The 24,109-nt window shown below is 44.2% G+C and carries 21 protein-coding genes and 1 other annotated feature (1 of these 22 cut by a window edge); of the genes, 1 reads left to right on the plus strand and 20 read right to left on the minus strand.

Going from position 1 to position 24,109, the window contains the following annotated elements; all coding sequences use genetic code 11:
- Positions 1-27, minus strand: a binding site (T-box leader) (it extends 220 nt beyond the left edge of the window).
- 80 nt (positions 28-107) lie between these two features.
- The 15 genes from BN6465_RS13165 to BN6465_RS13235 form a co-directional block, all read right to left on the minus strand.
- The gene (locus BN6465_RS13165; RefSeq protein WP_066736028.1) at positions 108-875 is read right to left on the minus strand and encodes a GntR family transcriptional regulator; all 768 of its coding nucleotides are present in this window, start codon (positions 873-875) and stop codon (positions 108-110) included.
- 134 nt (positions 876-1,009) lie between these two features.
- Complete coding sequence (locus tag BN6465_RS13170; RefSeq protein WP_066736030.1) at positions 1,010-1,411, minus strand: DUF805 domain-containing protein; 402 nt, start codon at positions 1,409-1,411, stop codon at positions 1,010-1,012.
- A 16-nt stretch (positions 1,412-1,427) separates the two neighbouring features.
- Complete coding sequence (locus BN6465_RS13175) at positions 1,428-2,828, minus strand: TIGR00366 family protein (RefSeq protein WP_066736032.1); 1,401 nt, start codon at positions 2,826-2,828, stop codon at positions 1,428-1,430.
- A 31-nt stretch (positions 2,829-2,859) separates the two neighbouring features.
- Positions 2,860-4,380 carry a xylulokinase gene (locus BN6465_RS13180; protein WP_066736034.1) on the minus strand — a complete coding sequence of 507 codons (1,521 nt, stop codon included), beginning with the start codon at positions 4,378-4,380 and terminating at the stop codon, positions 2,860-2,862.
- 9 nt (positions 4,381-4,389) lie between these two features.
- On the minus strand, positions 4,390-5,118 hold the full coding sequence (deoC, locus tag BN6465_RS13185; protein WP_066736036.1) for a deoxyribose-phosphate aldolase: 729 nt from the start codon (positions 5,116-5,118) through the stop codon (positions 4,390-4,392).
- Between the two features lie 107 nt (positions 5,119-5,225).
- Entirely contained in the window at positions 5,226-6,170 is a 945-nt protein-coding gene (locus BN6465_RS13190; RefSeq protein ID WP_066736038.1) for a transketolase family protein, read from the minus strand.
- Positions 6,160-7,008: a transketolase gene (locus tag BN6465_RS13195; protein WP_066736039.1), complete on the minus strand. Its 849-nt coding sequence runs from the start codon at positions 7,006-7,008 to the stop codon at positions 6,160-6,162. Before BN6465_RS13195 ends, BN6465_RS13190 begins: the two co-directional genes overlap by 11 nt.
- Positions 7,009-7,016: 8 nt before the next feature.
- Entirely contained in the window at positions 7,017-8,372 is a 1,356-nt protein-coding gene (locus tag BN6465_RS13200; RefSeq protein WP_227183385.1) for a beta/alpha barrel domain-containing protein, read from the minus strand.
- Between the two features lie 197 nt (positions 8,373-8,569).
- The gene (locus tag BN6465_RS13205; protein ID WP_066736040.1) at positions 8,570-9,289 is read right to left on the minus strand and encodes a GntR family transcriptional regulator; all 720 of its coding nucleotides are present in this window, start codon (positions 9,287-9,289) and stop codon (positions 8,570-8,572) included.
- Between the two features lie 28 nt (positions 9,290-9,317).
- Positions 9,318-10,274, minus strand: a complete 957-nt coding sequence (locus BN6465_RS13210; RefSeq protein WP_066736042.1) for a PHP domain-containing protein — start codon at positions 10,272-10,274, stop codon at positions 9,318-9,320.
- Positions 10,275-10,290: 16 nt separating this feature from the next.
- Positions 10,291-11,139, minus strand: a complete 849-nt coding sequence (locus BN6465_RS13215) for a class II fructose-bisphosphate aldolase (RefSeq protein ID WP_066738657.1) — start codon at positions 11,137-11,139, stop codon at positions 10,291-10,293.
- 168 nt (positions 11,140-11,307) lie between these two features.
- A complete protein-coding gene (locus BN6465_RS13220) occupies positions 11,308-11,844 on the minus strand; it encodes a M48 family metallopeptidase (RefSeq protein WP_066736044.1) in 537 nt (178 codons plus the stop codon).
- A gap of 128 nt (positions 11,845-11,972) precedes the next feature.
- Positions 11,973-13,469, minus strand: a complete 1,497-nt coding sequence (locus BN6465_RS13225; RefSeq protein ID WP_066736046.1) for a thioester domain-containing protein — start codon at positions 13,467-13,469, stop codon at positions 11,973-11,975.
- Between the two features lie 114 nt (positions 13,470-13,583).
- Positions 13,584-14,522, minus strand: a complete 939-nt coding sequence (locus tag BN6465_RS13230) for a TIGR03943 family putative permease subunit (RefSeq protein ID WP_227183384.1) — start codon at positions 14,520-14,522, stop codon at positions 13,584-13,586.
- Between the two features lie 17 nt (positions 14,523-14,539).
- A complete protein-coding gene (locus BN6465_RS13235) occupies positions 14,540-15,574 on the minus strand; it encodes a CobW family GTP-binding protein (RefSeq protein ID WP_066736050.1) in 1,035 nt (344 codons plus the stop codon).
- A 195-nt stretch (positions 15,575-15,769) separates the two neighbouring features.
- Between BN6465_RS13235 and BN6465_RS13240 the strand changes: the two genes are divergently transcribed.
- A complete protein-coding gene (locus BN6465_RS13240) occupies positions 15,770-16,192 on the plus strand; it encodes a P-loop NTPase family protein (protein WP_066736052.1) in 423 nt (140 codons plus the stop codon).
- 180 nt (positions 16,193-16,372) lie between these two features.
- Here the strand turns inward: BN6465_RS13240 and BN6465_RS13245 are convergent, their stop codons facing one another.
- From BN6465_RS13245 to BN6465_RS13265, 5 genes are all read right to left on the minus strand, one after another.
- Complete coding sequence (locus tag BN6465_RS13245; RefSeq protein ID WP_066736054.1) at positions 16,373-17,305, minus strand: AEC family transporter; 933 nt, start codon at positions 17,303-17,305, stop codon at positions 16,373-16,375.
- A 16-nt stretch (positions 17,306-17,321) separates the two neighbouring features.
- Positions 17,322-18,917 (minus strand): hypothetical protein, encoded by a 1,596-nt coding sequence (locus BN6465_RS13250; RefSeq protein WP_066736055.1) that lies wholly within the window; start codon positions 18,915-18,917, stop codon positions 17,322-17,324.
- 12 nt (positions 18,918-18,929) lie between these two features.
- Positions 18,930-20,375 (minus strand): TrkH family potassium uptake protein, encoded by a 1,446-nt coding sequence (locus tag BN6465_RS13255; protein ID WP_066736056.1) that lies wholly within the window; start codon positions 20,373-20,375, stop codon positions 18,930-18,932.
- Between the two features lie 16 nt (positions 20,376-20,391).
- The gene (gene trkA / locus BN6465_RS13260; RefSeq protein ID WP_066736057.1) at positions 20,392-21,747 is read right to left on the minus strand and encodes a Trk system potassium transporter TrkA; all 1,356 of its coding nucleotides are present in this window, start codon (positions 21,745-21,747) and stop codon (positions 20,392-20,394) included.
- 172 nt (positions 21,748-21,919) lie between these two features.
- On the minus strand, positions 21,920-23,995 hold the full coding sequence (locus tag BN6465_RS13265) for an elongation factor G (RefSeq protein WP_066736058.1): 2,076 nt from the start codon (positions 23,993-23,995) through the stop codon (positions 21,920-21,922).
- Between the last annotated feature and the right edge of the window lie 114 nt (positions 23,996-24,109).

Consider the following 24,109-nt stretch of genomic DNA (forward strand, 5'->3'; position numbering starts at 1 on the left):
CCTACTACTCCTTATCAACGTTTTTCCAATATACTATGTTATTATAGGAAGAAAAAATTGTCCCGTCAAGAGGTTCTTGACTTTTTTTATCTAAATTTAAACAGCGGCTACTTTTCCCCTTCCTCCTGAGCAGAAGAAAATTCAAACTTCAAGCTTCCGCCGGGACGGATTATCTTCATGTAATAATATGGTACTTTGTACTGATTAAAACGCAGCTCCTCAATGACAAAAGAAGGCGTGTGCAAATTAACTTTCAGACATTCTGACTCATGGTGATTCGTTCCCGACACACTGAGCCACTCTTTTGTCTGGCACATATAGATTCCTGCCCGCTCGAAAAGTTCATGAAAAAAATGACTCCTTATCTCTGACAAATTGATAACATCTGCTATTTTCTCGGGAATATAAATATATTGAAGTGAGCGCGGCTCTTGTGAAGCCGCAAGAATGCTGGTACGTTCCACATAAATCACTGCGTCATTTATCGGTATGCCCAGCTTTCTGGCAACATCATCCGGCGCCTTTCTTTTTTCACACAATAGTACATTAAGCTTTTCATTGTTTTCCAATCCTGCTTTATGGATTGCCCTCCGCAGTCCTGCAGCAGGAAGGCTGCTGCTTAGCTGCTTGGACAGCACTGCCGTCCCTTTCCCCTGAATGCGGTACAACAGTTTATCCTGCTCCATACTTATCAAGGCCGCGCGAACCGTAGATCTGCTCACGCCAAAACATTTGCTTAACACAGATTCCGATGGAATGAGAGTGTCCGGTTTCCACTTTCCCTCATTTATATAATCACGAAATATATCCTCCAACTGTCTGCTCAAGTTCCTGCTGGAATTCCGGTTAATTAAATTGGAAAAATCCTCTGTCATTTTTTGTACCTTTCTCTTGGTAAAATCTTCCATTTATAATACGATTATATCTATATATATTTTAAATGTCAATTTTAAAACAGCTGTGAGAATCCTCCTGTTTCTCACAGCTGTTTTGAACATTACCTTACTCATTACAAAAGTAATCCTTTTTGCATATCTATCTGCCTCCAGCGGTTTCCTTCCGTCACTGTTCCCATGAATAGTATGACGGCCAAAAAGATAAAGCCAATAGGATGCACTCCCAATAAAATTAACCACCATTTCTCATTATGGTCATGAAGACGGCGTATAATGAGTGCAATCATCGGGAATATCTGCAGTATCAGATAAGCTGTTCCCAGATACGCAAAGGTTCCGCCTATCGTTAATAAGATACCGCCACTTTGGGAATCCAGTGCCGCAAACAGTAATGCTGTTACATTCAGCCACATAAATATTAACAGGTCTGCCGCAACGGTCAAGAGAAAATCTCTTCTGGATATTACACCTTTATAATCAAATGCCCTCTTCCAAAATTGTTTAAGCAAATTCACCGTCTTCCCTCCTTTACTATACCCAGAAGAACATAGCAATGGTAAAGTACACAACACTAACCCCGCAGGCTACTACCGCATACGGCATTACCTTATGATAATCAATTTTGGCCATCCCACATGGAGCTATCCACCAGAATGGAGTCAGCATATTTGTACAATTATCCCCGAATCCATAGGACATTAAAATTGTTTTTATGTCCACGTTCAACTGTTGGGTGATTGGAATTATGTATGGCGCTTCAATGATAAATTTAGAGCCGCCTGACGGCACAAATATATTCAGAAACGCACTGTATACATACGCTATACTTGGCCATGTACGAGTGGAGGCGATAGAAAGGAACGCATTGGAAATAACTGAATCCAGTCCAGTCCCGGTCATAACACCAAAAATCGCCGCGTAGATAGGAAACTGAACAATAAACCCCCATACACTTGTTACGGATTCTTTAAATAATTCACCAAAAATCCTTGGCCTCAAACATAATACTAAGCATAACCCAAACAGAATCATATTGAATTCGTTGATGCCAAACCCTGCAAATCCTTTGGTTATAAGCCCTTTTATTGCATAAACTAGGAAGAGCCCTCCCATTAGCACACCAATTACTGCACTGTTGGACAATCTTTTAGCAAGCGTAGATTTATCAGCAGAGAGATCAGGGGTCGCAGTATAATCAATTAAACGCTCTTTGGTCATGCCATCAAAAAACTTCGCGTCTTCTTTCGGTCTCATCTTGTAAAGAAGGATAAACATTAATGCGGCAGCCAGTAATTCTGTGATAATAGCCTTAGGCTGGCAGGCCACCTCAATAATAGTATAATAGTCCTTCAATCCAGACGCTGTTGACGGATCGACCAGTGACTTCAAATATCCGGGGGTAGCGCCAAAAGCAATCTGGCTGGCAGATGGGCCCTGCCCCATCATAAGACATATAATAAAAGTGGTAGCGACAAAATGGGGAGTATGAATCTTTAATCCTTTATTATGAGCCTGAACCATAATCTGTTTTGCAATTACGATACAGCCAAACCAGCCTACTGCCCAGTGAATCCAAGATAACGCTCCCGATAAAATACAGGAAAAGAGATAGCATGCAAGCACACTGTTCGGCACCGCACAAGCCTTACCTAGTATCTTGCTTGCGGGCGGGGATTTTGCGACAACGGTACCTAAAATTGACGCAAGACACATCTGCATGCTAAAGGCCAGCAGGTTCCAGAAATTCTGACCGATAGAGTCGACAATGCTCAATTGATTCTCAGTTGAAGTGATTAACGGCGCACCTGTTAAGGCAATTGCTAAAATGATGACAATAATCATAAGTATAAAAGCAATTGTTATGGAATCAGGCAGCACTCTCTCAAAGAAATCACTGAGCTTCTCTATCTTACCTTTCTTTTGTTTCTCCATTTCATTACCTCCCTTTCTCACATTTTTAGCTTCAATAGAAGCCATCCTTCAACGTTTCATAAGCGTTTTTCCACTTGTCAAATACTCTCTGATATTCTTCTGCCTTTCCCTCATCCGGATAAAATACCTTACTTACAGTTACCGCCTTTTTCACCGCATCCCTGCAGGACTCATATATCCCCAAGGCGATGCCGGCATACATTGCAGCTCCAAGACACCCCGTTTCTGTAGTATTGACTACTTCAAACGGTACCTGTATGATGTCCGCAAACAGCTGACACCAAAAGTCACTTTTCGCTGCTCCACCGACAATCCGTATACTGGATAAAGGAATTCCCGCTGCCCGCTCTGCATTGACAATGTCAAGCATCTCATAACAAACTCCTTCCAGTACGGCGCGGCTCATATCGTTGTGGTCATTCTTTAATGTCATCCCAAGAAATGTCCCGCGTGCATTATAATCCTGCTTCGCCGATACTCCCTGAAGGTATGGAAGGAAAAAGACGCCATTGGCTCCAATCGGCGATTCTTTCGCCCCCTCTACAATAAGGTCGTAAACATCCTCTCCTAAAGTTTCCGCATGGGCAGCTTCTTTCTGACAGCAAGTATCCCGGTACCATCTGAATGCCGAACCAGCCGCACTTGACATGCCTTCTACCGTATAATTGCCCATGCCGTGATTCTCTTTTACCACCAGCTTCATATTGGGATCATATGCCGGTCGGTCAGATGCAATAAAGCAGCTCCCAAAAGTACCGATTACCATGACTGCGGAACCACTTTCCACCAGCCCGCCGCCAAAGGTACTGCAATTTTGGTCAATAGCGCCCAGACAAATCTTACATCCTACCGGCAGGCCGGTCTTATTTGATATCTCTTTCTTTACTGTCCCAACTATTTTCCCCGGTTCTACAATAATCTCCGGCATCTGAACACCTTCAAGCCCGGCAAGTTTCAGATGTTTCTCCGACCATTGGTGCTTTACAATATCAGTCGCAGCCATCCGGGATGCCGAGGTGTCATCCACATAATAACTGTCCGCTCCGAACTGCTTTAGATAGTAATCCTGAGTGCAGCAGATTCTAGAAACCTTTGACCACATTTCTGGTTCATGATTTTGGAACCATAAGAATTTGGCAATACCGGCATTTCCCGTTGTAATAGGCCTGCCGGCTGTATGATAATGTTCCTCAGGAGAGAAGTTCTCCTTCAACATCTCAATCTCCTGTCCCGTAACACGAATGTCGTTCCATACTACAAAATCATACAGTAAATTTTCATGCTCATCCATAAGACAGAATGTATTTGAAATTGTTGACAACCCCATCGCTGATATGTCATCCGCATCTATTCTGGCGTTTTCAATGGCTTCTTTGCAAGTAGAGAACAGCTTCGACAATACATCCTCCGGTTTTTGCTCTACATAACCCGGTTTTGGGTAAATACACGAATACTCTCTGTAAGACATTCCCATAAGATTGCCATCTAAATCGAATACACATGTTTTACATCCTGTTGTTCCCGCATCAATACCTACTAAATATTTGCCCATAATAAACACCTACCGCTCATCAGGCTGTCCAGAATTAAAAATACCGGCCTCTCTCAGTTCATCAATACCGTCAAGCATTTCAAATGGATTCTGGGAACCAATTCTCCTTGCCCCCGCCAGAAGATATATAAATGCATTCTGTGGTTTTGGACTTTGGACTCCAGATACTTTTAGTAACGTGTCTGTCTCCCTCACCATATCGGCCATCATCTTGATTTGATGGAAGGTCGGGCCTTTTAACTGGCCAGTATTAGATTTAATATAGTTAACCTTATTCTTAATGCCAATCTGTACAACTTTTCCCAGTTCCTCATCGTTCAACTCACAGCATTCGACAATCATCTTTAAAACTGCTTCCGGAACTGCGTGTCTCACTTTCTCTACTTCCTCTTCAATAATATCCCAGTTCCCCTCCTTGGCCGCTCGATAATTGATGACGAAGTCAATATTTGTCACACCAAGCTCCTGAATTTTCTGCGCGTTGTATGCTTTCACATCGGGCAAGTCTATCCCTCTTGGAAACGCGAGGCTCATACCAAGGAATAAGCCCGACCCTTCAATAATCGGTTTTACGATTGGAACTTCGTAAGGATTACAATATACTCCGGCAAGATTATACTCAATAGCTTTGTGACAGTTTTCAATTATCTTCTCTTTGGGATTAAAACTTACGTGGGAACATTCAAAAAATTGTCCCAAATCATGTTTACTCATATTTCTTACATCTACATTCTTCATAGCAAAACCCTCCTGTGCACTGTTAAACTGTTTCCATTGTTCCACTCATGTATATACAAGTTATAATGTGACTATACCACTCTTCTCGCCACCTGTCAATGCATTTTCTAAAAATAAACACCTTTGAAATCCTGCTCTATCCGGGCCGCTATACTATCTGCGTCTAACTCATAGTATGCAAGCACTTCGCTATAAGGGCCAGATATACAATAATCATGCGGAATCGCCAGCTTTATTAATTCAGCCGGACACCCCTCCGTCGCGAGAAGTTCCCCTACTTTATTGCCAAGCCCGCCTTCTGTATAATGCTCTTCCACCGTCACTACAAATCCCGTACGTGCGGCTGATTCCAATATTGCGTCACAATCCAGAGGAATAAGGGTAGAGATTCCCAAATGTTCTACAGAGATATCTCTTTCGTTAAGCTTACGGCATGCCTTTACCGCGTTAGCAGTCATGCTTCCAGCACTTATCAGAGTGACGTCTTCCCCGTGGCAAATATGTCTGGCCTTCCCTATTTCAAAACCGGACTCAAACAAATTTTCTTGTTTTTCATTGCCAATCCGCATGTAGACAGGCCCCTCATACTTCAGCATGGCTCTTACGGCCTCCCGGATCTCATTGGGATCTTGAGGCGCTAACACAACCACTCCCGGAATCATCCCAATAAGGCCAAAATCATCTAGTGAATGATGAGTCGTCCCTAAATCTGAATATGTAATTCCGCCATTCCTGCCTACTATTTTTACATTCTGGCGCATATAGCCTATATCATTGCGGAACATCTCATAATTTCTTGCAGTAATAAATGACGCAATAGCGCAAATTACCGGTATTTTCCCAGTAGAGGCCAGTCCTGACGCTGCCCCGGTCATTGTCTGTTCCATTATGCCAAATTCAAAATACCGCTCCGGGCATTTGTCCATGAATGAACCAAATCCAGAGCTTCTCCCACTATCCGCGGACAAAAGAACAATCTTCCTATTCTCAAGAGCTATCCGGCATACTTCTTCCCCAAATGTTTTGCGGGGATCCTCAAAATTACCAATCATATCCTTTTCCCTCCTGAAGTCCTGCCTTTATCTTTATAGACTTTACAGCCTCATCAAGCTCCCCCTCATTGGGAGACCAGAAATGACTCGCCGCTTTCCCTTCTAAAAATGGTATCCCTTTTCCTTTTATTGTATGTGCCACAATTACCGTCGGCCTGTCCACAGCAACTCTGGCCATTTCCAGAGCTTCGACAATTTGCTTCATATCATGCCCGTCTATGGTAATCACATTCCAGCCAAATGCTTCAAAACGCTCCTTGAACGGAGTAAAATTCATGATATCCTGCACCCTGCCGCTGATCTGCAGCCCGTTAAAATCCACAAATACACATAGATTAGACAGTTTATAATGTGCTGCGGCAGCGATAGCCTCCCAGTTAGAGCCTTCCGCCAATTCGCCGTCCCCCATTATCACATAAACTCTAGAGTCACCCTCATCCAGCCTGATTCCCATTGCCATCCCCACTGCAATCGCGAGTCCATGACCAAGAGCACCTGTATTAGCTTCTATTCCCGGCAGCTTATTCATATCTGGATGACCGGGCAGTATTGTTCCTAAAGAACCATATGTATCCAAGTACGGCTTAGGAAAATATCCCTTCTCCGCAAGCACAGCATACTGCGCCAAGCATTTATGCCCTGCTGACAAGAGAAATCTATCCCGTTCTTTTTTATGTGGAGCGCCTGAATCACATTTCATTTCCTTAAAATATAATACAGTCACGATATCCATACAGGAAAAAGCCCCTCCTATATGGCCATGTCCGGCTGCTTTCACCATGCGGAGCGTGCTGATTCGGCATCTGTCTGCTGTCCGTTCTAACTCACGATAATCCATAACTGTTATTACCCCATCTTTCCAACATTTGAATCATTGTTGACGGCATTCATAAAACGGCGCTGGTAGCTTATCACCTGATTTGTACTTGTAAACCTAGCCAGATACTTCGGCTCCGCCGTAATGACAACCCGCTCTATCACATCTTCATAATCCGGATCGGTCATTAACCTATCAATATCCGGATAATTATAATCCCCTTCCATAGAACAGAGAATGAGACGGGTATCCCTCAGTTTAGTTTGTCTTAGCAGCTTCAGATTATGGCGTACACTGTCCAAACCGTCCGAGCCATCCTTTTCATTAAATTTACGATATTTGATGATATCCTTTGCCTTCTCATAGCACCATTTTAATCCTGTCTCCTCCACAGGCAGATAATCATTTTCTATCATAAAGGCACGAAGTTCTGTCAAATAACGCTCATCGCCAGTTGCGTCAAATTCCTCCGTAAGTTTCTTGAAAATCTCTGACTGCTTCATCCGATGCCGGATAAAACTGTTGATAAAGTATGGCTTCGCCTGTAATGCCAGCGCAGTCTGATAGGGTTCAAACATAAGGGTATAATTCACTCTATAACCATGCTCCCGAAGTTTAAGCGCCAGATTGTGACTCATAAATGCCGCTTCAGTGCTGCATTGGTCATACCTGCCATTAAATCTTTTATTTCCCTGCATCAACTGGCTCACATTGTCTGCGGTGATTGGCCCGGTATGAGGGACTTTGACAACAAGGCGGTACTCACTTACTAACTCTTTGAACCGCTCACATTCATCCAATATTTTTTCAAAATCCCGCTCGAAAGGGTTATTCAGCTCTACAGAAATGTCACAGCCCGGGCCAAGTATACGGCCGATTTCCTTGATAACCTCTTCTCGAGTTTTGAATTTTCTTCCTACATTTGCCGCAGGGTTATTCAAAAACAAATCATATATAATACCCGGATTACATGTCAGGTTTCCAAGAAGAGGAGCAATCGGCTCAATTTCATAGGGGTTAGCCGAATCTGCCGAGAAAACAACTCCTGTAGGACGTTTCATGCCATTCTTATCATAAGAAATATCGCGGATTAAATCTGTATGCAGAGTACCATCCATCAACAATGTTGTCTCCACTCTGAATCCTGCCGGAATTTCTCCCTTCTGAACATTAAAGGTTTTGATTACATCTTTAAATCGTTCCGTGGTCGTTACATATTTTACTTTTCCACTTAAACGTTCAAAATCCTCTGCGTGAATTCGAAGATTTTCTACTCTTTCCACCATGCTTTCTTCTCCTCTGGCCGCTGCCGCACCAAGTGAAGAAAGTGTATAATTCATGTCCAGAGTGCCTTCGCCCTTTCCACTATAATTTACAGTTATCATAGCAATCCTCCTTTTTTCTTCTTGTATATACATGTTTGTAATTAAATCGTACCACTTCCTTTCATCGTTGTCAATACTTATATATACATGTATAGTTTGTTTTTATATACTTATGTAATGCGGTCATGATATTTAATATTGTAAAAAAAAGACAACTAACTTTTCATCGTTAGCTGTCCTTACTTTGAGAACTCTGTTTAATCATACTGTAATTTAATCTTAATCTTATCACCTCTAAAAAGCACCTTTGTATATTCATAAGGCACATTATTGGTATCATATATAATATCTTCTAAAAGCAACAACGGATGGCCCGCCTCTACTTCGAGCAAAGTTCCTTCTTCCTTTGTCGCGACAATAGACTCCAAAGTCTCTGACACCTTTTTTCTGGTCAGACCATATTCTTCATTTAAAATGACACAAAGCTGCTCTCTTTCCAACAGCTCCTCCGAAAGTTTCTCTCTATACTTCTCATTGATGTAGGATACATGAAGGCTGATTGGCCCGTCCTCTATATAACGAATGCGCTTAATCATAAATACGGAATCTCCTGACAAAAGGCCAAGATTTTTGGCAATCTTACCAGTACTTTTCATAGTCTTGCATTCTACGATTCTGGTCTTTACTTCATATCCCATTTGTTCCAACTGTTCCCGTATTCCAATGTAGGATGGACTCAGGGCCAGAATCTTTTCACTGACAAAAGTCCCTTTGCCCTGAACACGGTATAAAAGGCCCTCTTTTACCAAGTCGGACACCACCGCACGCGCGGTCATTCTGCTCAGTCCATATAGTGAACTCAATTCGTTCTCAGAAGGGATTTTTTCATTCGGCTCCCATTTCCCAGCTTCAATTTCATCCATCAGAATATCTTTCAACTGCTGATATAGCGGTTTTGGTGTATTTCTCTCTAACATTATTTACCACCTTTCATACATGTATATTCTATATAACGAAAGTATAGATGTCAATCAAAACTTTTAACTTGTCATAGCTGCAGAACTGCGCGTATGAAATACCACGTTCCCCGATATCTCTGGGATTTTTTATGCCCTTTTTCTTGTCTCCATGATAATCCGAACCGCCTGACATAATCAGATCTCTCCCCTCATATTTTTTAAGAACCTCTTGTTCAATCTCCTCTGGTGTCATTTTACCGTCATAGCTCGTTTTGTCGTAAGAATAGGAAGCCTCAATGCCATCCAGCCCATGTTCTATGAGAACCTCAATGAATTCCTCTCTCGAAATCACATTGCCGCCATATTCTACACTTTCCTTTATCAAGTAAGGATGTGCCAAAATGACAATCCCACCCATTTTATGTATCTGACCTATCACTTCTACAGCCTTGGGTTTCTCTCTCTTTATATGAAGTTTAGGCGAATTTTTAACAAAAAGTTTTGCATCTTTCCAACTTTCCACATATCCCTTTCTGGCCATTAGTTCAAAAATCATTTTCTTTTGAACCTTATCCTCCGGCACGGGATTTGCATTATTGTCCAACACTTCATCCCATGAGACAGCCATACCTAATTCCTGTAAGGCAAGAACCAGTTTTTTATAACTTCCTTTCTTACTCTGAATAGTAAATTCGTCTAGCTCTTTGAAATAATCCAGAGACCAATCACATCCAAAGCAGACCAGATGTACATCATCGATTTTAGTCTCTGTTGAGATTTCTATCCCTTTCATCAGATGAATATTTTTCCTTCTGGCATATTTCAAAATATCTTCACATCCCATTTCCGTCTCAACCTTATCCGGAGGAATCACATCATGATCTGTTATTGCAACAACTTTAAGCCCCCGCGAAGCGGCATGATCTATATATTCTCGGGGCGTATCATTTCCATCGGACCGGTTTGTATGTCCATGCAAATCACATTCATATACCTTTCTCATAGCTTTCTCCTTATTATTAAAAATGATTTTTTATCCCTGAAAATACTTCTAAATGTTTTCTAATTTCTTCTTTTACCGCTATTTTAACCTGCTCATCAAAGGCAATCGGCGAAAATTTTTCTCTGGACATGACTAACTGCGCTGTCTTTTCTAAATAGGTGTTCTTTACGATTGTCGATATATTGATTTTCCTTCCTCCAAGTTTTATAAGGCGGCAAAATGTTTCCGCTGAAAGTCCAGAACCGCCGTGGATTACAATCGGTACATTTTCCTTTCCTAATTGTCCCACTAATTCAAAATTGATATTGGGTGTACCTTTGTATACACCGTGGGCTGTCCCGATGGCGGGCGCAACAGCATCTACTTCAGACTCCTTTATATACTTTATAGTTTCCTCATATCCTGCCCCCACTTCCCTGTCATTCACTATCTCTTCCTCGGTACCCGATATGATTCCTACCTCCCCTTCTATGGCCACGCCCCTAGCATGTGCTATTTCGGCCATCTCTCTGCTGCTGGAAATGTTGCTCTCCAATAATTGCTGTGAGAAATCCATCATTATACTATCCCACCCTGCTTCTGCACACCGCTTTCCAAGCTCCTTATCTCTGCAGTGATCCAAGTGGACAGCCACATTTACTTTTGCATATCTTCGTATAGAATCAATCATAGAAATGAGCGCCTCCGCTCCAAAATATTCGACAGTGCCAACCGATGTCTGTATAATAACGTCCTGGCCTATCTCTTCTGCAGCCTCGATTGCTGCTTTGGCAGTTATATAATTGAATATATTGACTGCACCAACCGCATATTTTCCTTCTTCTGCTTTTTTTAATATATTTACGAATCTATTTTCTTCTTTCATTTTCTTTTCCTCCTTTATGATTAAACTTGTATATACCTGTATATTATAATAATATATTTTATTTGTCAACCCCATTTTCACCATCAATCTCAAATATGGCAAACATTATAATAGGCAGCATATTTGCCTGTTTCCAGACTCATATGCTGCCTATATACTAATCTTTTTTCAGAATAACCGCCCATTTTCTTTCAGCCATTTTCTATATTTTTTATACTCCGGCATATAGTACTCCACCACTGCCCAAAATCTGTCCGAATGGTTCATCTCCCGCCGGTGCGCCAGTTCGTGTACAACTACATAGTCTAACACCCCCGGCGGCATCAGAATAAGCTTCCAGTTAAAATTAAGATTCCCCGGCGCACTACAGCTTCCCCATCTTGTCTTCTGCTCCCGGATGGCAATCCTGCCGTATGTGACGCCCATCGCCTTCGCATAATGCTCTACTCTCTGAGTCAGCACCTCACGGGCTTTTTCCCGGTAAAAGCTTCTCTGCTGGTCAGTCAGCTGTGTCCGGCTTTCTACCTGCTCCGCAATTCTTTTCTGCATGTCCAGCTTCTCTGCAATCCATTCTGCTTTTCTGGCAAGAAACTCCTCAATCTGCTTTTTGCTGCAGTTTCTGGGCGCCCGCACAAGTACCCTCCCATCCCGGCTCACTTCAATGCTCAATGTTCTCCGCGAAGACCGAATCAGCTCATATTCCATAAATTTACTTCCTACTTTCTCACATCTCCGGCAGATACACAGATATCTGCCGGGACTAAATCATCATAAACTTATATCAAGTATAAAGGCCTTCCACACGTACCGTAAGCTTCTCTCAATCGTCCTTCCTATAAATGAGGCAGGTTTGGCAGGCATATCGGGCAGCAATGCTCTGGCTTGCACGGTGGCTTTGGCGGACATGGTGGTTCCGACGGGCACGGACAGCACGGCGGCTCCGGTTTACATGGTGGCTCCGGCGGGCACGGACAGCACGGCGGCTCCGGTTTACATGGCGGTTCCGGCCTGCACGATGGGTAAGGTGGATACGGCGGGTATGGCGGGTACGGTAGTTCCGGTGGATAAGGCGGCCTCACCATTCCCGGCCAATAGGGCCAGCAGATTGGAGCCATAGGAAATGGCATCGGGCAAGAGCACCCTCCCGCTCCACCACTGCTGTTATTATTGTTATTGTTGTTATTATTGTTGTTAATACTTATAGCGGCTTTTCCAGCATTCACGGAAGCATCGCCCTTTACTGACGTCGATACACAGATGCAAAGTTCCGCTGTCAAGGGGACAGGCTGATCCTCAAAGGATGTGCCGATTGGCTGATAATTAAGGACCGTGCTCTGGGCTTCCATCGTGATGACCCTTGTAATATATCCGGTAAAAAAAGCGGTTACTGTGAAGCAAACGCAGTGCCCTGAGGCACGGAGCGCAATATAGAATTCCTGGCCAATAACCGGATTTGCAATGGGATTTCCACAGAAATCCATAAATGTGGCAGAATAATCTTCACCACAATCACAAAATGGCGTGACTGTTATCTCCGGCTGGCCTTCAAAACCAGATTGAAGCCGGAATGGCCCAATTAAAAGTCTGCCGCAGACATCGCGCACTTCATCCGGACACCCTTGAAAAATAAGATAGGGTTCTCCGGCAGCTGTCTGCGGTACACTTTTATTACAACATTTTATCCATGCTCCGGTACCGCACGGGCAGGTACATTTAGCGGGTGCGTTAATCACTGGTGCAGCCTGCCCGTCAATATGCTGCCCCGCAAGGCGCAGAAGCTCCAATACGGTAGTCCTCATTCTGTCAGACTTAGGATGGTCATCCCCGCTGGCACAGTCCAGAAAATATACTTCATCCAGTGAAATTTGTCCTAGCAGTACCCAGAGCGCTACCTGCACAGCCGCGTAGGCATCATTGTTATCCAGAACCGGGCTGGCTGAGGCATCTACCCCTGCAAGCGCAAATGTGTCGGCCGCACTGACCGCTGGATAAGCATTTGCCAAAATCCATCCCAGCATTTCCTTCTGTCTCTCGGTTGCCGATGGAAACAAAGTTTCAAAGGGCCTGCTCTCATAAGACACATCGTTGTAAGGCCCGTCGGCGAATTTATCCAGACAATATACATGCTTGTTTTCGCTGCCAAGTATATTGCCAAAAAACTGAAATATCTGATTGTGATCGTCTCTTTTTAAACGGTATCTGGAAGCAGATGTATAATCCAGTGCACAATAACTCTCAACACTTGGATTCCCACCTGCAGTTCCGCTGACGTCTGTGCCCGGATAAACAATAAACGGTTTCGACCCAGCTGCTTTTTCTATCTTAATCACTGTAATTCCTCCTGATTTCTATTTGATTTGAGAAACACTATACAGTATTAAGATATGCACGTTGACAGGATTTGTCAGATATCGGCAGCAGCAGGCTATCAGATTTGCCTCCCTTTATCCCAGATAGACAACCTCTTCCTCCGGCCGTGCTGCTTTTTCTGTCTTAATTAGATAGAGAACCGGCTGCTTCCGTCCTGTCCCATTCCATTCCTCATACTCGAACCGGACCGTCACTCTTTCCCAGCCCCGCTGTGTCAGGCTCACAGGCTGTTCCACTTTACACGGATATCCATAAAATCGGATGTCCTCCGCACAGCAAGCCATAATCAAGCGCCCCGGAATCACCATATTCGCGGCCATCCCGTTTGGACGGAACGTCTGCGCCAGAAAAGTAAGCTCCTTATGGAGATAATGTTCAGGATGTTCATAGGCGTCCACATACCATACACCAAAATCCATATCCCCAATAGTGATTTTGTCTTCCTTAATGTCAAAGGGAAGGTCCTCTTCGGTCTGAGGGATGATGTTGCCGTCCACATCCTCAAAGATAAGCTGCGCCTGTGGATTCTGAACTTTCAAGGCCCGGCGGAAACCGGAACGGTCTGTCCCCTCCGCGCAGCGGTTGATTACAATCAGCTCAGACTCCGTCAGCTGATTCATGAGAAGATTTCTCATATTCGTGAGATACATATCCAATGTCTGTCCATTAACTGTGGAATAGACGCCCTGAATCTCCCAATTGCCGGGATACTTCTCCTGTATAATCTCCTGCAAATCCCACATTCCGTTGTACTCGATCACCACCTGTGCCGGATGATAGATACGCTCACAGTTTTCAAAAAAAGCTTTGTTCAACTGCTCTCTCTCTTCTATAGGAAATAGAAACATCCCGTTCTCATCCAGATAATTGTCTGAATACATCTCTTCGCCTTCCTCGCAAGTCAGCAGAAGCGTCGGCCCATCCTCAATCCAGTCCTGCTTCATCAATGTATCTTTGACAAACGTAGTTTTTCCGCTGTCCAGAAACCCTGTCAATATATAAACCGGTGTCACAATATTTTCCTCCTGCATCAGATATGGAACAGCTGTTCCAGCTGCTCTTCTTTCAATCCCGTCCCTATCACACAGATACGCCCTGTATAATCGGCTTGGCCTTCTCTCACTTCGTATTCCTCCGGAACCATGTCGAACTGCCTCCAGCTGCCGTCTTCCATGGGCACGATTCCCTTTGCCCGGAGAATGGTTCCATACCCCGTTGTCTCCGACAGCGCCTTCAGGATAAAATCCATCTCCTCCTCTGTGTATTTGTGAGCCGTCTCTCTGCCCCAGCTTGTAAATATTTCATCCGCGTGGTGATGGCGATGCTCATGACACCCGCAGTCCTCTCCATGCTCATGGTGGTGTTCATGGCAGCCGCAGCCTTCTCCATGCTCATGGTGGTGTTCATGGCAGCCGCAATCCTCTCCATGCTCATGTTCCTGATGTGTATGCAGGATTTCTTCAATAGCCCCGCAATGATTCAGTGCGTGAAGTACCGCCTCGCAGGACAGCTCGTCCCACGGAGTTGTGATAATAGCTGCTGTCTCATTTGCTTCCCGCAGCACATGTACACATTCTTCCAGCTTTTCCTCGCTCATCATCTGTGTCCTGCTGATTACGATTGTGGAGGCATGTGCTACTTGATTTTCAAAAAATTCTCCGAAATTTTTCAGATACAGCTTTGCCTTCTTGCCGTCTACAACTGTTATGCTGCCGTCAATCTCAATATCCGCCTCTTCCTTCACTCCCTCAATGGCCTTCGCCACATCCGAGAGCTTTCCTACTCCCGACGGCTCGATAATGACACGGTCAGGCCGGTATTCCTTCAGGACTTTCTGAAGCGCCCTGCTGAAATCCCCTACGAGAGTACAGCAGATACAGCCGGAATTCATTTCCGTTATCTCTACACCCGCATCTTTTAAAAATCCGCCGTCAATTCCAATTTCACCAAATTCATTTTCAATCAACACCAGTTTTTCGCCCTGAAAAACCTGTGCAATCAATTTTTTAATAAAGGTTGTTTTCCCGGCTCCCAAGAAACCGGATATAATATTTACTTTTGTCATTGTTATCCCTCTTTTCCAACTATTATTATAATACACCATTTCCTAAAGTCTAGCCTTAAAGCAAATATTTCAATCTTATAAAAATAAAACTTCCAAACAAATGGGTTGTTTCTTTATTGTGATTAGTGTATAATAAATCCAAGAGAAAAAGTACCATTTTAGTACAAAATATACGGACAAAGGAGACTTGAAGATATGGTAAATTTATTAACAGGCCCAAAAGGAAGCGGAAAGACACAACAAATGATTGAACTTGCAAATGAAGCTGTAAAGAATTGTGATGGCAATGTATTTTTCATCAAAAAAAGCCACCGCGATACATACAGCCTTTCTTTTAACATCAGAGCAATCTGCATGGCTGATTACGAAGTGATTACCAATATTGATGAGTATCTGGGATTCATCTATGGTATGACAAGTGCAGACCATGACATTCAGGCCATCTTCATCGACGGCATCTTAAAGCACGCGAACATCAATCTCGAAAATATTCCTGAATTCATTGAAAAACTGAAAAAGATTTCAGAAGACTGTAATATTGAGTTTTATGTGAGCGTAAGTGCAAGAACCGAAGAACTGACCGATGTGAATTTGGATGGCTGCAAGGTCTTGAACTAAACACAGAGAATCCGGAACACCGTTTACTGTGTTCTGCATACAGAGAGAAAAGAGAGGCGTATATCTATGACCTGGTTGTCAGGAAATAGATATACGCCTCTTATTCTATAATGTTAGGGTCTGCAACACCTTTGCCTCTCTATGCCTACGGATTTCTCTGCGCGTCGTGCTCACGAAAACCTATAAAATAAAATCATATAAAAGCACGATTAAAGGCATGGTCACAACACAAAATATAACGGACATCACATTAATCACGCTGGCATATTTTGCATCACCGCCAAACACTTGCGCCAGCTGCGTCACCATAGCTGCGACTGAGGAAGCTCCTGCTATAACCACAATCAAAAGAATCGTGCCAGCCTCGGGATGAAGCCGGGCAGCGCCGCTTATCTTAATCAAAAAAATAGAAATCACAGGAAGGACAACCAGCCGGAACAGGCACACAAAATATACTCTTTTCTGCCGGAATACCCACTTTAAATCGACATTGCCAATCAGCATACCGATTACCAGCATACTCACCGGGCCAATCATACTGCCCAGACTGCTTACCGTAGTTCCGACAATATCCGGCAGACTGATGTTGGCGGCGAAAAGAACCGCACCAATGATCATCGCGATAATATTAGGATTCATGATTATTTTCTTCAGGCTATTGTCCTCGCTGTGGCAAATCAAGGCTTTGCCGTGCGTCCAAATCAATACCGTCTGCACCGCTATGTAGGCTGATGTATAGAATACCCATTCCGTGCCGAATGTGGCGGCCACCAAAGGGATGACTAGATTTCCGGCGTTAGAATACACAATCGAAGCCCGCTCCACCGAATTGAACCCTAACGGTCTGCTCAATATTTTGGTGAGGCTTATATAGACAAAATGAAGGACTGCTGCCGCAGCCATTGCGAGCAGCAGTCCCTTCACTTTGCTTGCCGTACATTCAATTTGAAACGCTTCTACCGTGACGCATGGCGAACACACGTAGACACATATCTTAGATAATACCTGACTGTCTTCTGTATGAAGAAGATTGATTTTGACGATTGCATAACCGACTACTCCAATCAAGAACAGCGCTATTATCTGCTTTCCCAGCAACAAGCTAAGTTCCATACTTTGCCTCCGTTTTCTACTCTAAGGACAGTACGGTATTGGCCTTTGGCCCCTCTTTGTACTCGATTGTCACCTTATCGCCCACTTCATACTTGATAATATCTATGAAATCGACCACCGATACATCGAATATTTCATCAGAACCTTCCACCATTACATAATAATGAGAATTTCCTTCAATGACTCCCTGTGCGATCTTCGTAATCGTCCCCTCGATCGTCATTACTTCCCGCGTATCTTTTTCTGCCTCCTTCACTCCGTTCGTGAGAAGAAGCTGATTGTACTGCTCTTCGCAGGCGCTGACCGTATCGCCGATTGCAACGAGCTGATACTTTTGCACATTGACCATCGCGTATTTCTTCACAAGTCCCGCATCATCTTTCAATGCCAAGAAGTAAGTCGGCTCACCTGAAATATTCAGGAGCAGCGGGAATGTGGCAACATACTTTAGGTTCTGTACCTGCCCTTCCGCCGAAGCCATGGCCGAGTCCTCTATTGCCCCCTCGATTGGATAATATTTGGTCTCCATAGTTCTTTGATTCATCAAAACAAATCCTACATTCGACTGGTCGCTGTTCACTGACGTAACACCGGTATATACCCACACGTCATCGTCAATGGCTAGAAAATTATATCCGTTAGTTGTCTTGAGGCAATCCTTCTGGCTCAGGACGCTGTTGAAAAATCCATGTTTTAATGAACCATAATAATCGTAAAGCTGTACCAGAAGATCCGCCGAATATGCCCGGTCAATCCATTCCGGCACTTCATCGATACGATAATCCTGTGTCTCTCCGGTAATCGCGTTGCATAAGACTACGCGTCCTACCGTCTCGCCTCCAAAAAGCCCAATGTTGAACTTCTTTACCGGAGCGACCCAATACGGCACACCATCGTCGTCTATCTCAAAACTCAATTCACCGTATATATAAGTAGGATGTTTAAAGCGGAGATGCCGGTAGATATTTCTGCCGAAATGCTCGCTGGTGGAATATTTCATTCCTTCTTTAAGCTTAACAAGCTCTGTAGTCTGACTGGCCATGTCAATTCGGATATATGCCGGAATACCGTCGCTTCTGTTGGTAAACCATTTGATAAGATTGGCATATTTTAGCGGTGACACACGAACCGGGCTGTCTTGATAATTAATCTGGCTGTAGATATCGTCCACCTCAAACTGGGATACCATATCAGACATACTTCCCATCTTGCGGCTTCCTAATATCTGTGCAGAATCTCTATCCAAAAGTGGAATCTGGTCAAAAGAAAGCTCTTCGATATCCTTGGTAAATTCCCCTTCCTCCACCGTCAACAGCTTCTGATATTTCTTTGCGTTGACAATCGGAGAAGACAACAGGCTTCCTCCAAGATAAGCCACCAGCAGAATGACAAACACTCCGATAATCACCTTGAGCACCTTTGATTCCTTGATTTCACCCCGTTTGATTCCACGGCGCATAGCATAGATCACACCTATTACAGCCACTAAGAACAACACAAAATACCACACATCGACTGAGTGGATGTTCATTGCGGGCAGCGCCGCATAGTAATAGATCCCGCCCACTAAAAGTAATACTATGATGCTTAATAATACGTTTTTCTTCTTCATACTCTCTCCTATCTAAAATTTCTTTCTCCACAGAGCCGGTGAAAACAACATTAAGAACGGGAATATCTCTAACCTGCCGACCAGCATATCCAAACATAGGATGATTTTGGAAAATCCCGTAAATTTTGCAAAGTTTTCTACTGCTCCTACTAGTCCTAGACCAGGCCCTACGTTGTTCATAGTTGTAAGCACTGATGTAAAGGTTGTTTCAAAATCAAAATTATTTATCGAAACGAGCAGTACTGACACTATCATTATCAAAATATAGGCGATAAAATATACATAAACAGCACGCATTGTTTCTTCTTTTACTTTTTTCCCATTGACCTTGACAATCGTCACCGACTTTGGATGAAGCATCTGCTTAATCTCCCGCTTTATGCTTTTCAACAAAATCAGGAAACGTGACACCTTGATGCCGCCGCCGGTAGAGCCCGCACTGGCCCCGACCACCATCAGCATCAGCAGCACACACTTGGACAGCTCCGGCCATAAGTTGAAATCAGCCGTAATAAATCCCGTTGTCGTGATAACTGAGGCCACTTGAAAAGATGCGTATCTGAATGCCTTCTCTATAGACTCGTACATGGGCGTGATATTGATAACGATAATAGCGACCGCCGCCGCGATAATCCCCAGATAGGTACGCAGTTCTTCATTTTTCCAAACGCTTTTAAAATCCCGCAGAATCAAGAAGAAGTATAAGTTAAAGTTGATTCCGAAAAGAATCATGAATACTGTAATTACCCCTTCTACATACGCACTGTTAAAATGCCCCACGCTGGCATTATAACTGGAAAACCCACCTGTACCGGCCGTACTGAAAGCATGGGTCACACTGTCGAATAAGTTCAGTCCCCCAAATAAAAGCAGGATTACTTCCGCGGCTGTCAGCACAAAGTACATACCATACAAAAGTTGGGCCGTATTACGTGCCTTAGGGACAAGCTTGTCTGCCTCCGGCCCCGGCACTTCCGCCCGCATCAGGTGCATGCAGTTCCGCTCATCTAAAGAAGTAATCACGAGCACAAAGACAAGCACGCCCATACCGCCTATCCAGTGCGTAAGTGAACGCCAGAACAACATTCCTCTGGGCAGTATCTCAATATCTGTCAAAATGGTAGAGCCCGTGGTGGTGAACCCAGACACCGTCTCAAAAAATGCATCTATATAATTAGGGATGGTACCCGACAGGAAAAACGGAAGCGCCCCGAATATAGACCAGAAAATCCATGCGGAAGCGACAATCACAAGGCCTTCCTTCGCATAGATGACCGTATTCTCAGGCCGTTTCCTGCCAAAAATCATAAAACATACAATCAGCAAACCAGATGTTACCAAAAAATAGCTGGCGGACGCCTCCCCATGCAGCATTCCTACGGCCATAGGAATCAGCAGGAGAATTCCCTCCACGCCCATCATCTTGCCAATAATATACCGAGTCATTTTAACATTCATGTCTATTCTTCTCCTGTTACACCATAATATCCGTGATGTCCTGAACCCGCTTCTCTGTTGTGACCACAACCACGCTGTCCCCTACCTTGAGGACATCATTTCCATTGGGAATAATAATGCTTCTTCCCCGGCCGATACACGCGATCAGGTTATTTGCTTTCGTAGGCAGCTCCTTCAACGGGATATTTGTGTAATCCGTCTCTCCCCTTATAATAAATTCTAACGCCTCCACGCGTCCTCCTACCAGTTGATACATGGATTCTACATTCGTACTGCGCAGAGAATTCTGTCTGGCACGCACATAACTCATAATCGCATCTGCCGTCGCCGTCTTTGCCGAAACAATGCCATCTATTCCCAGCTCTTCCACAAGCTGTGCCCGCCCGTCTTCGTTGACCTTGGCCACAATCTTGTCTACCCCTTTGGTACGCGCGAAAAGTGCCAGAATGATGTTCTCTTCATCCACACCCGTAAGGCTGATAAGCGCATCTGCCTCCTCAATTCCTTCTTCCATCAGCAGATCATGATCCGCCGCGTTTCCATGAATAACAGTTGCCTTCGGGAGCATATCACATAGCTCTTCACACTTCTTCTGTTCTTTTTCTATGATTTTGACCTGCATTCCAAGATTCAGCAGCTGTTTTGCCAGATAATAGCCTACACGCCCGCCGCCGCAGATCAACACATTCTTCACTTTTCTCTGTTTCCCAATGAATCGGAAAAATTCTTCTATGTACTTGTGTGACGCGACAATATGCAGTCTGTCGCCATCGTGGATTACAAACTCTCCGTCCGGTATTATGACTTCATTTCCTCTCTTGACCGCACAGACAAGCACTTTTATCTGGAACCTCTGGTTGATTTCCGCCAATGAAACACCGTCCAGATGGCTTCGCTCTTTTACAATAAATTCTATAAGTTCAACTTTCCCCTTCATAAACGTCTCTACCTTTGCGGTATCCGGGAAGAGAATGATACGGGAGATTTCCATAGCCACTGCAAGTTCAGGATTGACCGCCATGCTCAGCCTTAAATCTTCCTTCAAAATATCTATCTGCTGGTAATAAATAGGATTCCGGACACGAGCAATCGTATGCTTCGCCCCAAGGCGCTTTGCCAGAAGGCAGCTCAACATATTTAGCTCGTCCGTGGATGCGCACGCGACTACCAGATCAGCTGTCGGAACGCCCGCCTCCTTCTGTATCCTTGCATCCGCACCATCTCCGGTGATACACAGAATATCCAGTTTGTTCAGCGCTTCTTTCAGCTTTCCCTCATTCTGATCGATCAATACCACATCATAGTCTTCCTCTGACAGCTGTTTCGTCAATTTGTGTCCAACCTTGCCGTCCCCAATAATCACGATTTTCATCTCTGGTCTTCCTCAACTTTTCCCTCTTCATATAATTACATACACTAACTGATAAGATTAGATATGTTTTCTACCGTAGCATACCACTTTTAACTGGAGAGTTCAATAGATAAAGCCGGGATTTCTCCCGGCTTTATCTGTTATTTGAATCAGATATGTGAAAACTGATTTATTACTCGTCAGCAGCACGTTTTGCTATCTCTTTTTCCTGAATATCTGCCGGAGCCTGCTCATAGCGCGCAAACTCATAAGAATAAGTTCCCCTTCCTCCTGTCATGGAGCGAAGCGTTGTACAATATCCAAATAATCCCGTCATCGGAACATCCGCCTCAATCACTTGATATCCTCCGGCGATTGGGTTCATACCAAGCACACGGCCGCGGCGCTTATTCAAGTCTCCCATAACGTCGCCGGTATAATCATCCGGCACCGTAACCTTAACAGAGGCAATCGGCTCCAATAGTACCGGCCCGGCCTCCATGAAACCTTTTTTGAACGCCTGCACAGTCGCTGTCTTGAATGCCATCTCGGAAGAATCCACCGGATGATAGGAGCCGTCGTACAATGTAGCCTTAACTCCGACTACCGGATAACCGGCCAGCGGCCCTTTGGTAACAGAATCCTGAAGTCCCTTTTCCACTGCCGGGAAATAATTCTTCGGCACCGCTCCGCCTACGACAACCTCTTCAAATACATATGGCGCCTCCAAATCTCCTGAAGGTTCAAATCTCATCTTGACATGTCCGTACTGTCCATGTCCTCCTGATTGTTTCTTGTATTTGGTATCTACATCGGAATTCTTACGGATAGTTTCACGGAAGGCAACTCTTGGTGTCTCCAATGTGATGGCTACTTTATATCTCTCCGCCAATTTGCTCGCCACAACTTCCAGATGCTGGTCTCCCATACCGTAGATCAGGCTCTGGCGGTTCTCACTGTCATTCACTGCCTTCAGAGTCACATCTTCCGCCATCATCTTCGCGAGAGCCTGCGATACCTTATCCTCGTCGCCCTTGTTGTTCACGATATATTTCATATATGTATATGGTTTGGAGTATTCGGTCCTTCCATATGTAATCGGTGTGCCTTTTGTCGAAAGTGTGTCTCCCGTCTTTGTGTTGGATAATTTAGCAATGGCGCCGATATCGCCCGCAAAAAGCTCGCTCACTTCTATCGGCTTATTGCCGAACATCGTATAAATCTTACCAAGCTTCGCTTCTGAATCGGATTCCGCATTGTAAAGTACGTCTTCTCCCTTAAGAACACCTGAGCATACCTTTACAAACGAATACTTACCAATGAACGGGTCAACCATGGTCTTATAGACATAAGCGCTCTTCTGTTTTGCGAAATCATAGTCAGCCTGAAAGATCTCGTTGGTCTTCCGGTTGATTCCTGCACAACTGCGGCTGTCAGGACTCGGGAAAAATCGAACGATGTCTGACAAGAGGTTGGCAACGCCCTGTGCCTGAATATTAGACCCCATAGCTACCGGAACGATGTCTCCGTCCATAACTTCAGTTCTCATGGCGGAGCGAATCTCTTCTACAGAAAATTCATCCCCCTCGAAATACCGCTCCATGAAAGCTTCACTCGTCTCTGCCACGGCCTCCAAGAGCTTCTCGCGGTAAATCTGCAGGTTCGGCAGACAGTAATCCGGAATCTCGCACTCTTCCCGCTGGCCGGTTCCTGTATATCTTCTTGCCGCATTCTTGATGACATTCACGTATCCCACCAGCTTTTCATTCTCACGGATCGGCTGGAAATGAGGCGCGATCACTTTGCCGTATTTAGCGGTGAGGTCTTCTACGACCTGACGGAAACTTGCATCGTCCACATCCATCTCTGTGACATATACCATACGCGGAAGATTATACTTATCGCACAGCTCCCATGCCTTCTCTGTACCTACCTGCACACCGGCCTTCCCCGATACAACGATGACCGCCGCATCCGCTACGCTGACTGCCTCTTCCACTTCGCCGACAAAATCAAAATATCCCGGTGTATCCAGAATATTAATCTTCGCTTTTTCCCATTCAATTGGAATCAACCCGGTACTGATTGAAAACTTTCTTTTCTGCTCCTCTTTATCAAAATCACTGATCGTATTGCCGTCATCAATCTTACCCATACGATTCGTTGCTCCTGACACGTAAGCCATTGCCTCAACCAAGCTTGTCTTTCCGCTTCCTCCATGTCCTAAAAGGACAACGTTTCTAATTTCATCCGTTCTGTAAACCTTCATGCTGCTGCCTCCTTGTTCGTAAGTTTCTCATGTGTATATTGTACTAAATATTCCCTATACTTACAACTATTTTATTGATATTTAACAAAGATATTCACTTTCTCACTTTAAAGC

The organism is Bariatricus massiliensis, assembly GCF_900086725.1.
Lineage (GTDB): Bacteria > Bacillota > Clostridia > Lachnospirales > Lachnospiraceae > Allocoprococcus > Allocoprococcus massiliensis.

Coding starts and splice junctions, on each gene's coding strand:
- BN6465_RS13175 (WP_066736032.1), bottom strand. CDS start 2,828: ATGGAGAAACAAAAGAAAGGTAAGATAGAGAAGCTCAGTGATTTCTTT.
- deoC (WP_066736036.1), bottom strand. CDS start 5,118: ATGAAGAATGTAGATGTAAGAAATATGAGTAAACATGATTTGGGACAA.
- BN6465_RS13255 (WP_066736056.1), bottom strand. CDS start 20,375: ATGAATGTTAAAATGACTCGGTATATTATTGGCAAGATGATGGGCGTG.
- BN6465_RS13195 (WP_066736039.1), bottom strand. CDS start 7,008: ATGGATTATCGTGAGTTAGAACGGACAGCAGACAGATGCCGAATCAGC.
- BN6465_RS13240 (WP_066736052.1), top strand. CDS start 15,770: ATGGTAAATTTATTAACAGGCCCAAAAGGAAGCGGAAAGACACAACAA.
- BN6465_RS13220 (WP_066736044.1), bottom strand. CDS start 11,844: ATGGAATATGAGCTGATTCGGTCTTCGCGGAGAACATTGAGCATTGAA.
- trkA (WP_066736057.1), bottom strand. CDS start 21,747: ATGAAAATCGTGATTATTGGGGACGGCAAGGTTGGACACAAATTGACG.
- BN6465_RS13215 (WP_066738657.1), bottom strand. CDS start 11,139: ATGAAAGAAGAAAATAGATTCGTAAATATATTAAAAAAAGCAGAAGAA.
- BN6465_RS13250 (WP_066736055.1), bottom strand. CDS start 18,917: ATGAAGAAGAAAAACGTATTATTAAGCATCATAGTATTACTTTTAGTG.
- BN6465_RS13205 (WP_066736040.1), bottom strand. CDS start 9,289: ATGTTAGAGAGAAATACACCAAAACCGCTATATCAGCAGTTGAAAGAT.
- BN6465_RS13265 (WP_066736058.1), bottom strand. CDS start 23,995: ATGAAGGTTTACAGAACGGATGAAATTAGAAACGTTGTCCTTTTAGGA.
- BN6465_RS13245 (WP_066736054.1), bottom strand. CDS start 17,305: ATGGAACTTAGCTTGTTGCTGGGAAAGCAGATAATAGCGCTGTTCTTG.
- BN6465_RS13235 (WP_066736050.1), bottom strand. CDS start 15,574: ATGACAAAAGTAAATATTATATCCGGTTTCTTGGGAGCCGGGAAAACA.
- BN6465_RS13190 (WP_066736038.1), bottom strand. CDS start 6,170: ATGATTGGTAATTTTGAGGATCCCCGCAAAACATTTGGGGAAGAAGTA.
- BN6465_RS13200 (WP_227183385.1), bottom strand. CDS start 8,372: ATGATAACTGTAAATTATAGTGGAAAGGGCGAAGGCACTCTGGACATG.
- BN6465_RS13180 (WP_066736034.1), bottom strand. CDS start 4,380: ATGGGCAAATATTTAGTAGGTATTGATGCGGGAACAACAGGATGTAAA.
- BN6465_RS13165 (WP_066736028.1), bottom strand. CDS start 875: ATGACAGAGGATTTTTCCAATTTAATTAACCGGAATTCCAGCAGGAAC.
- BN6465_RS13210 (WP_066736042.1), bottom strand. CDS start 10,274: ATGAGAAAGGTATATGAATGTGATTTGCATGGACATACAAACCGGTCC.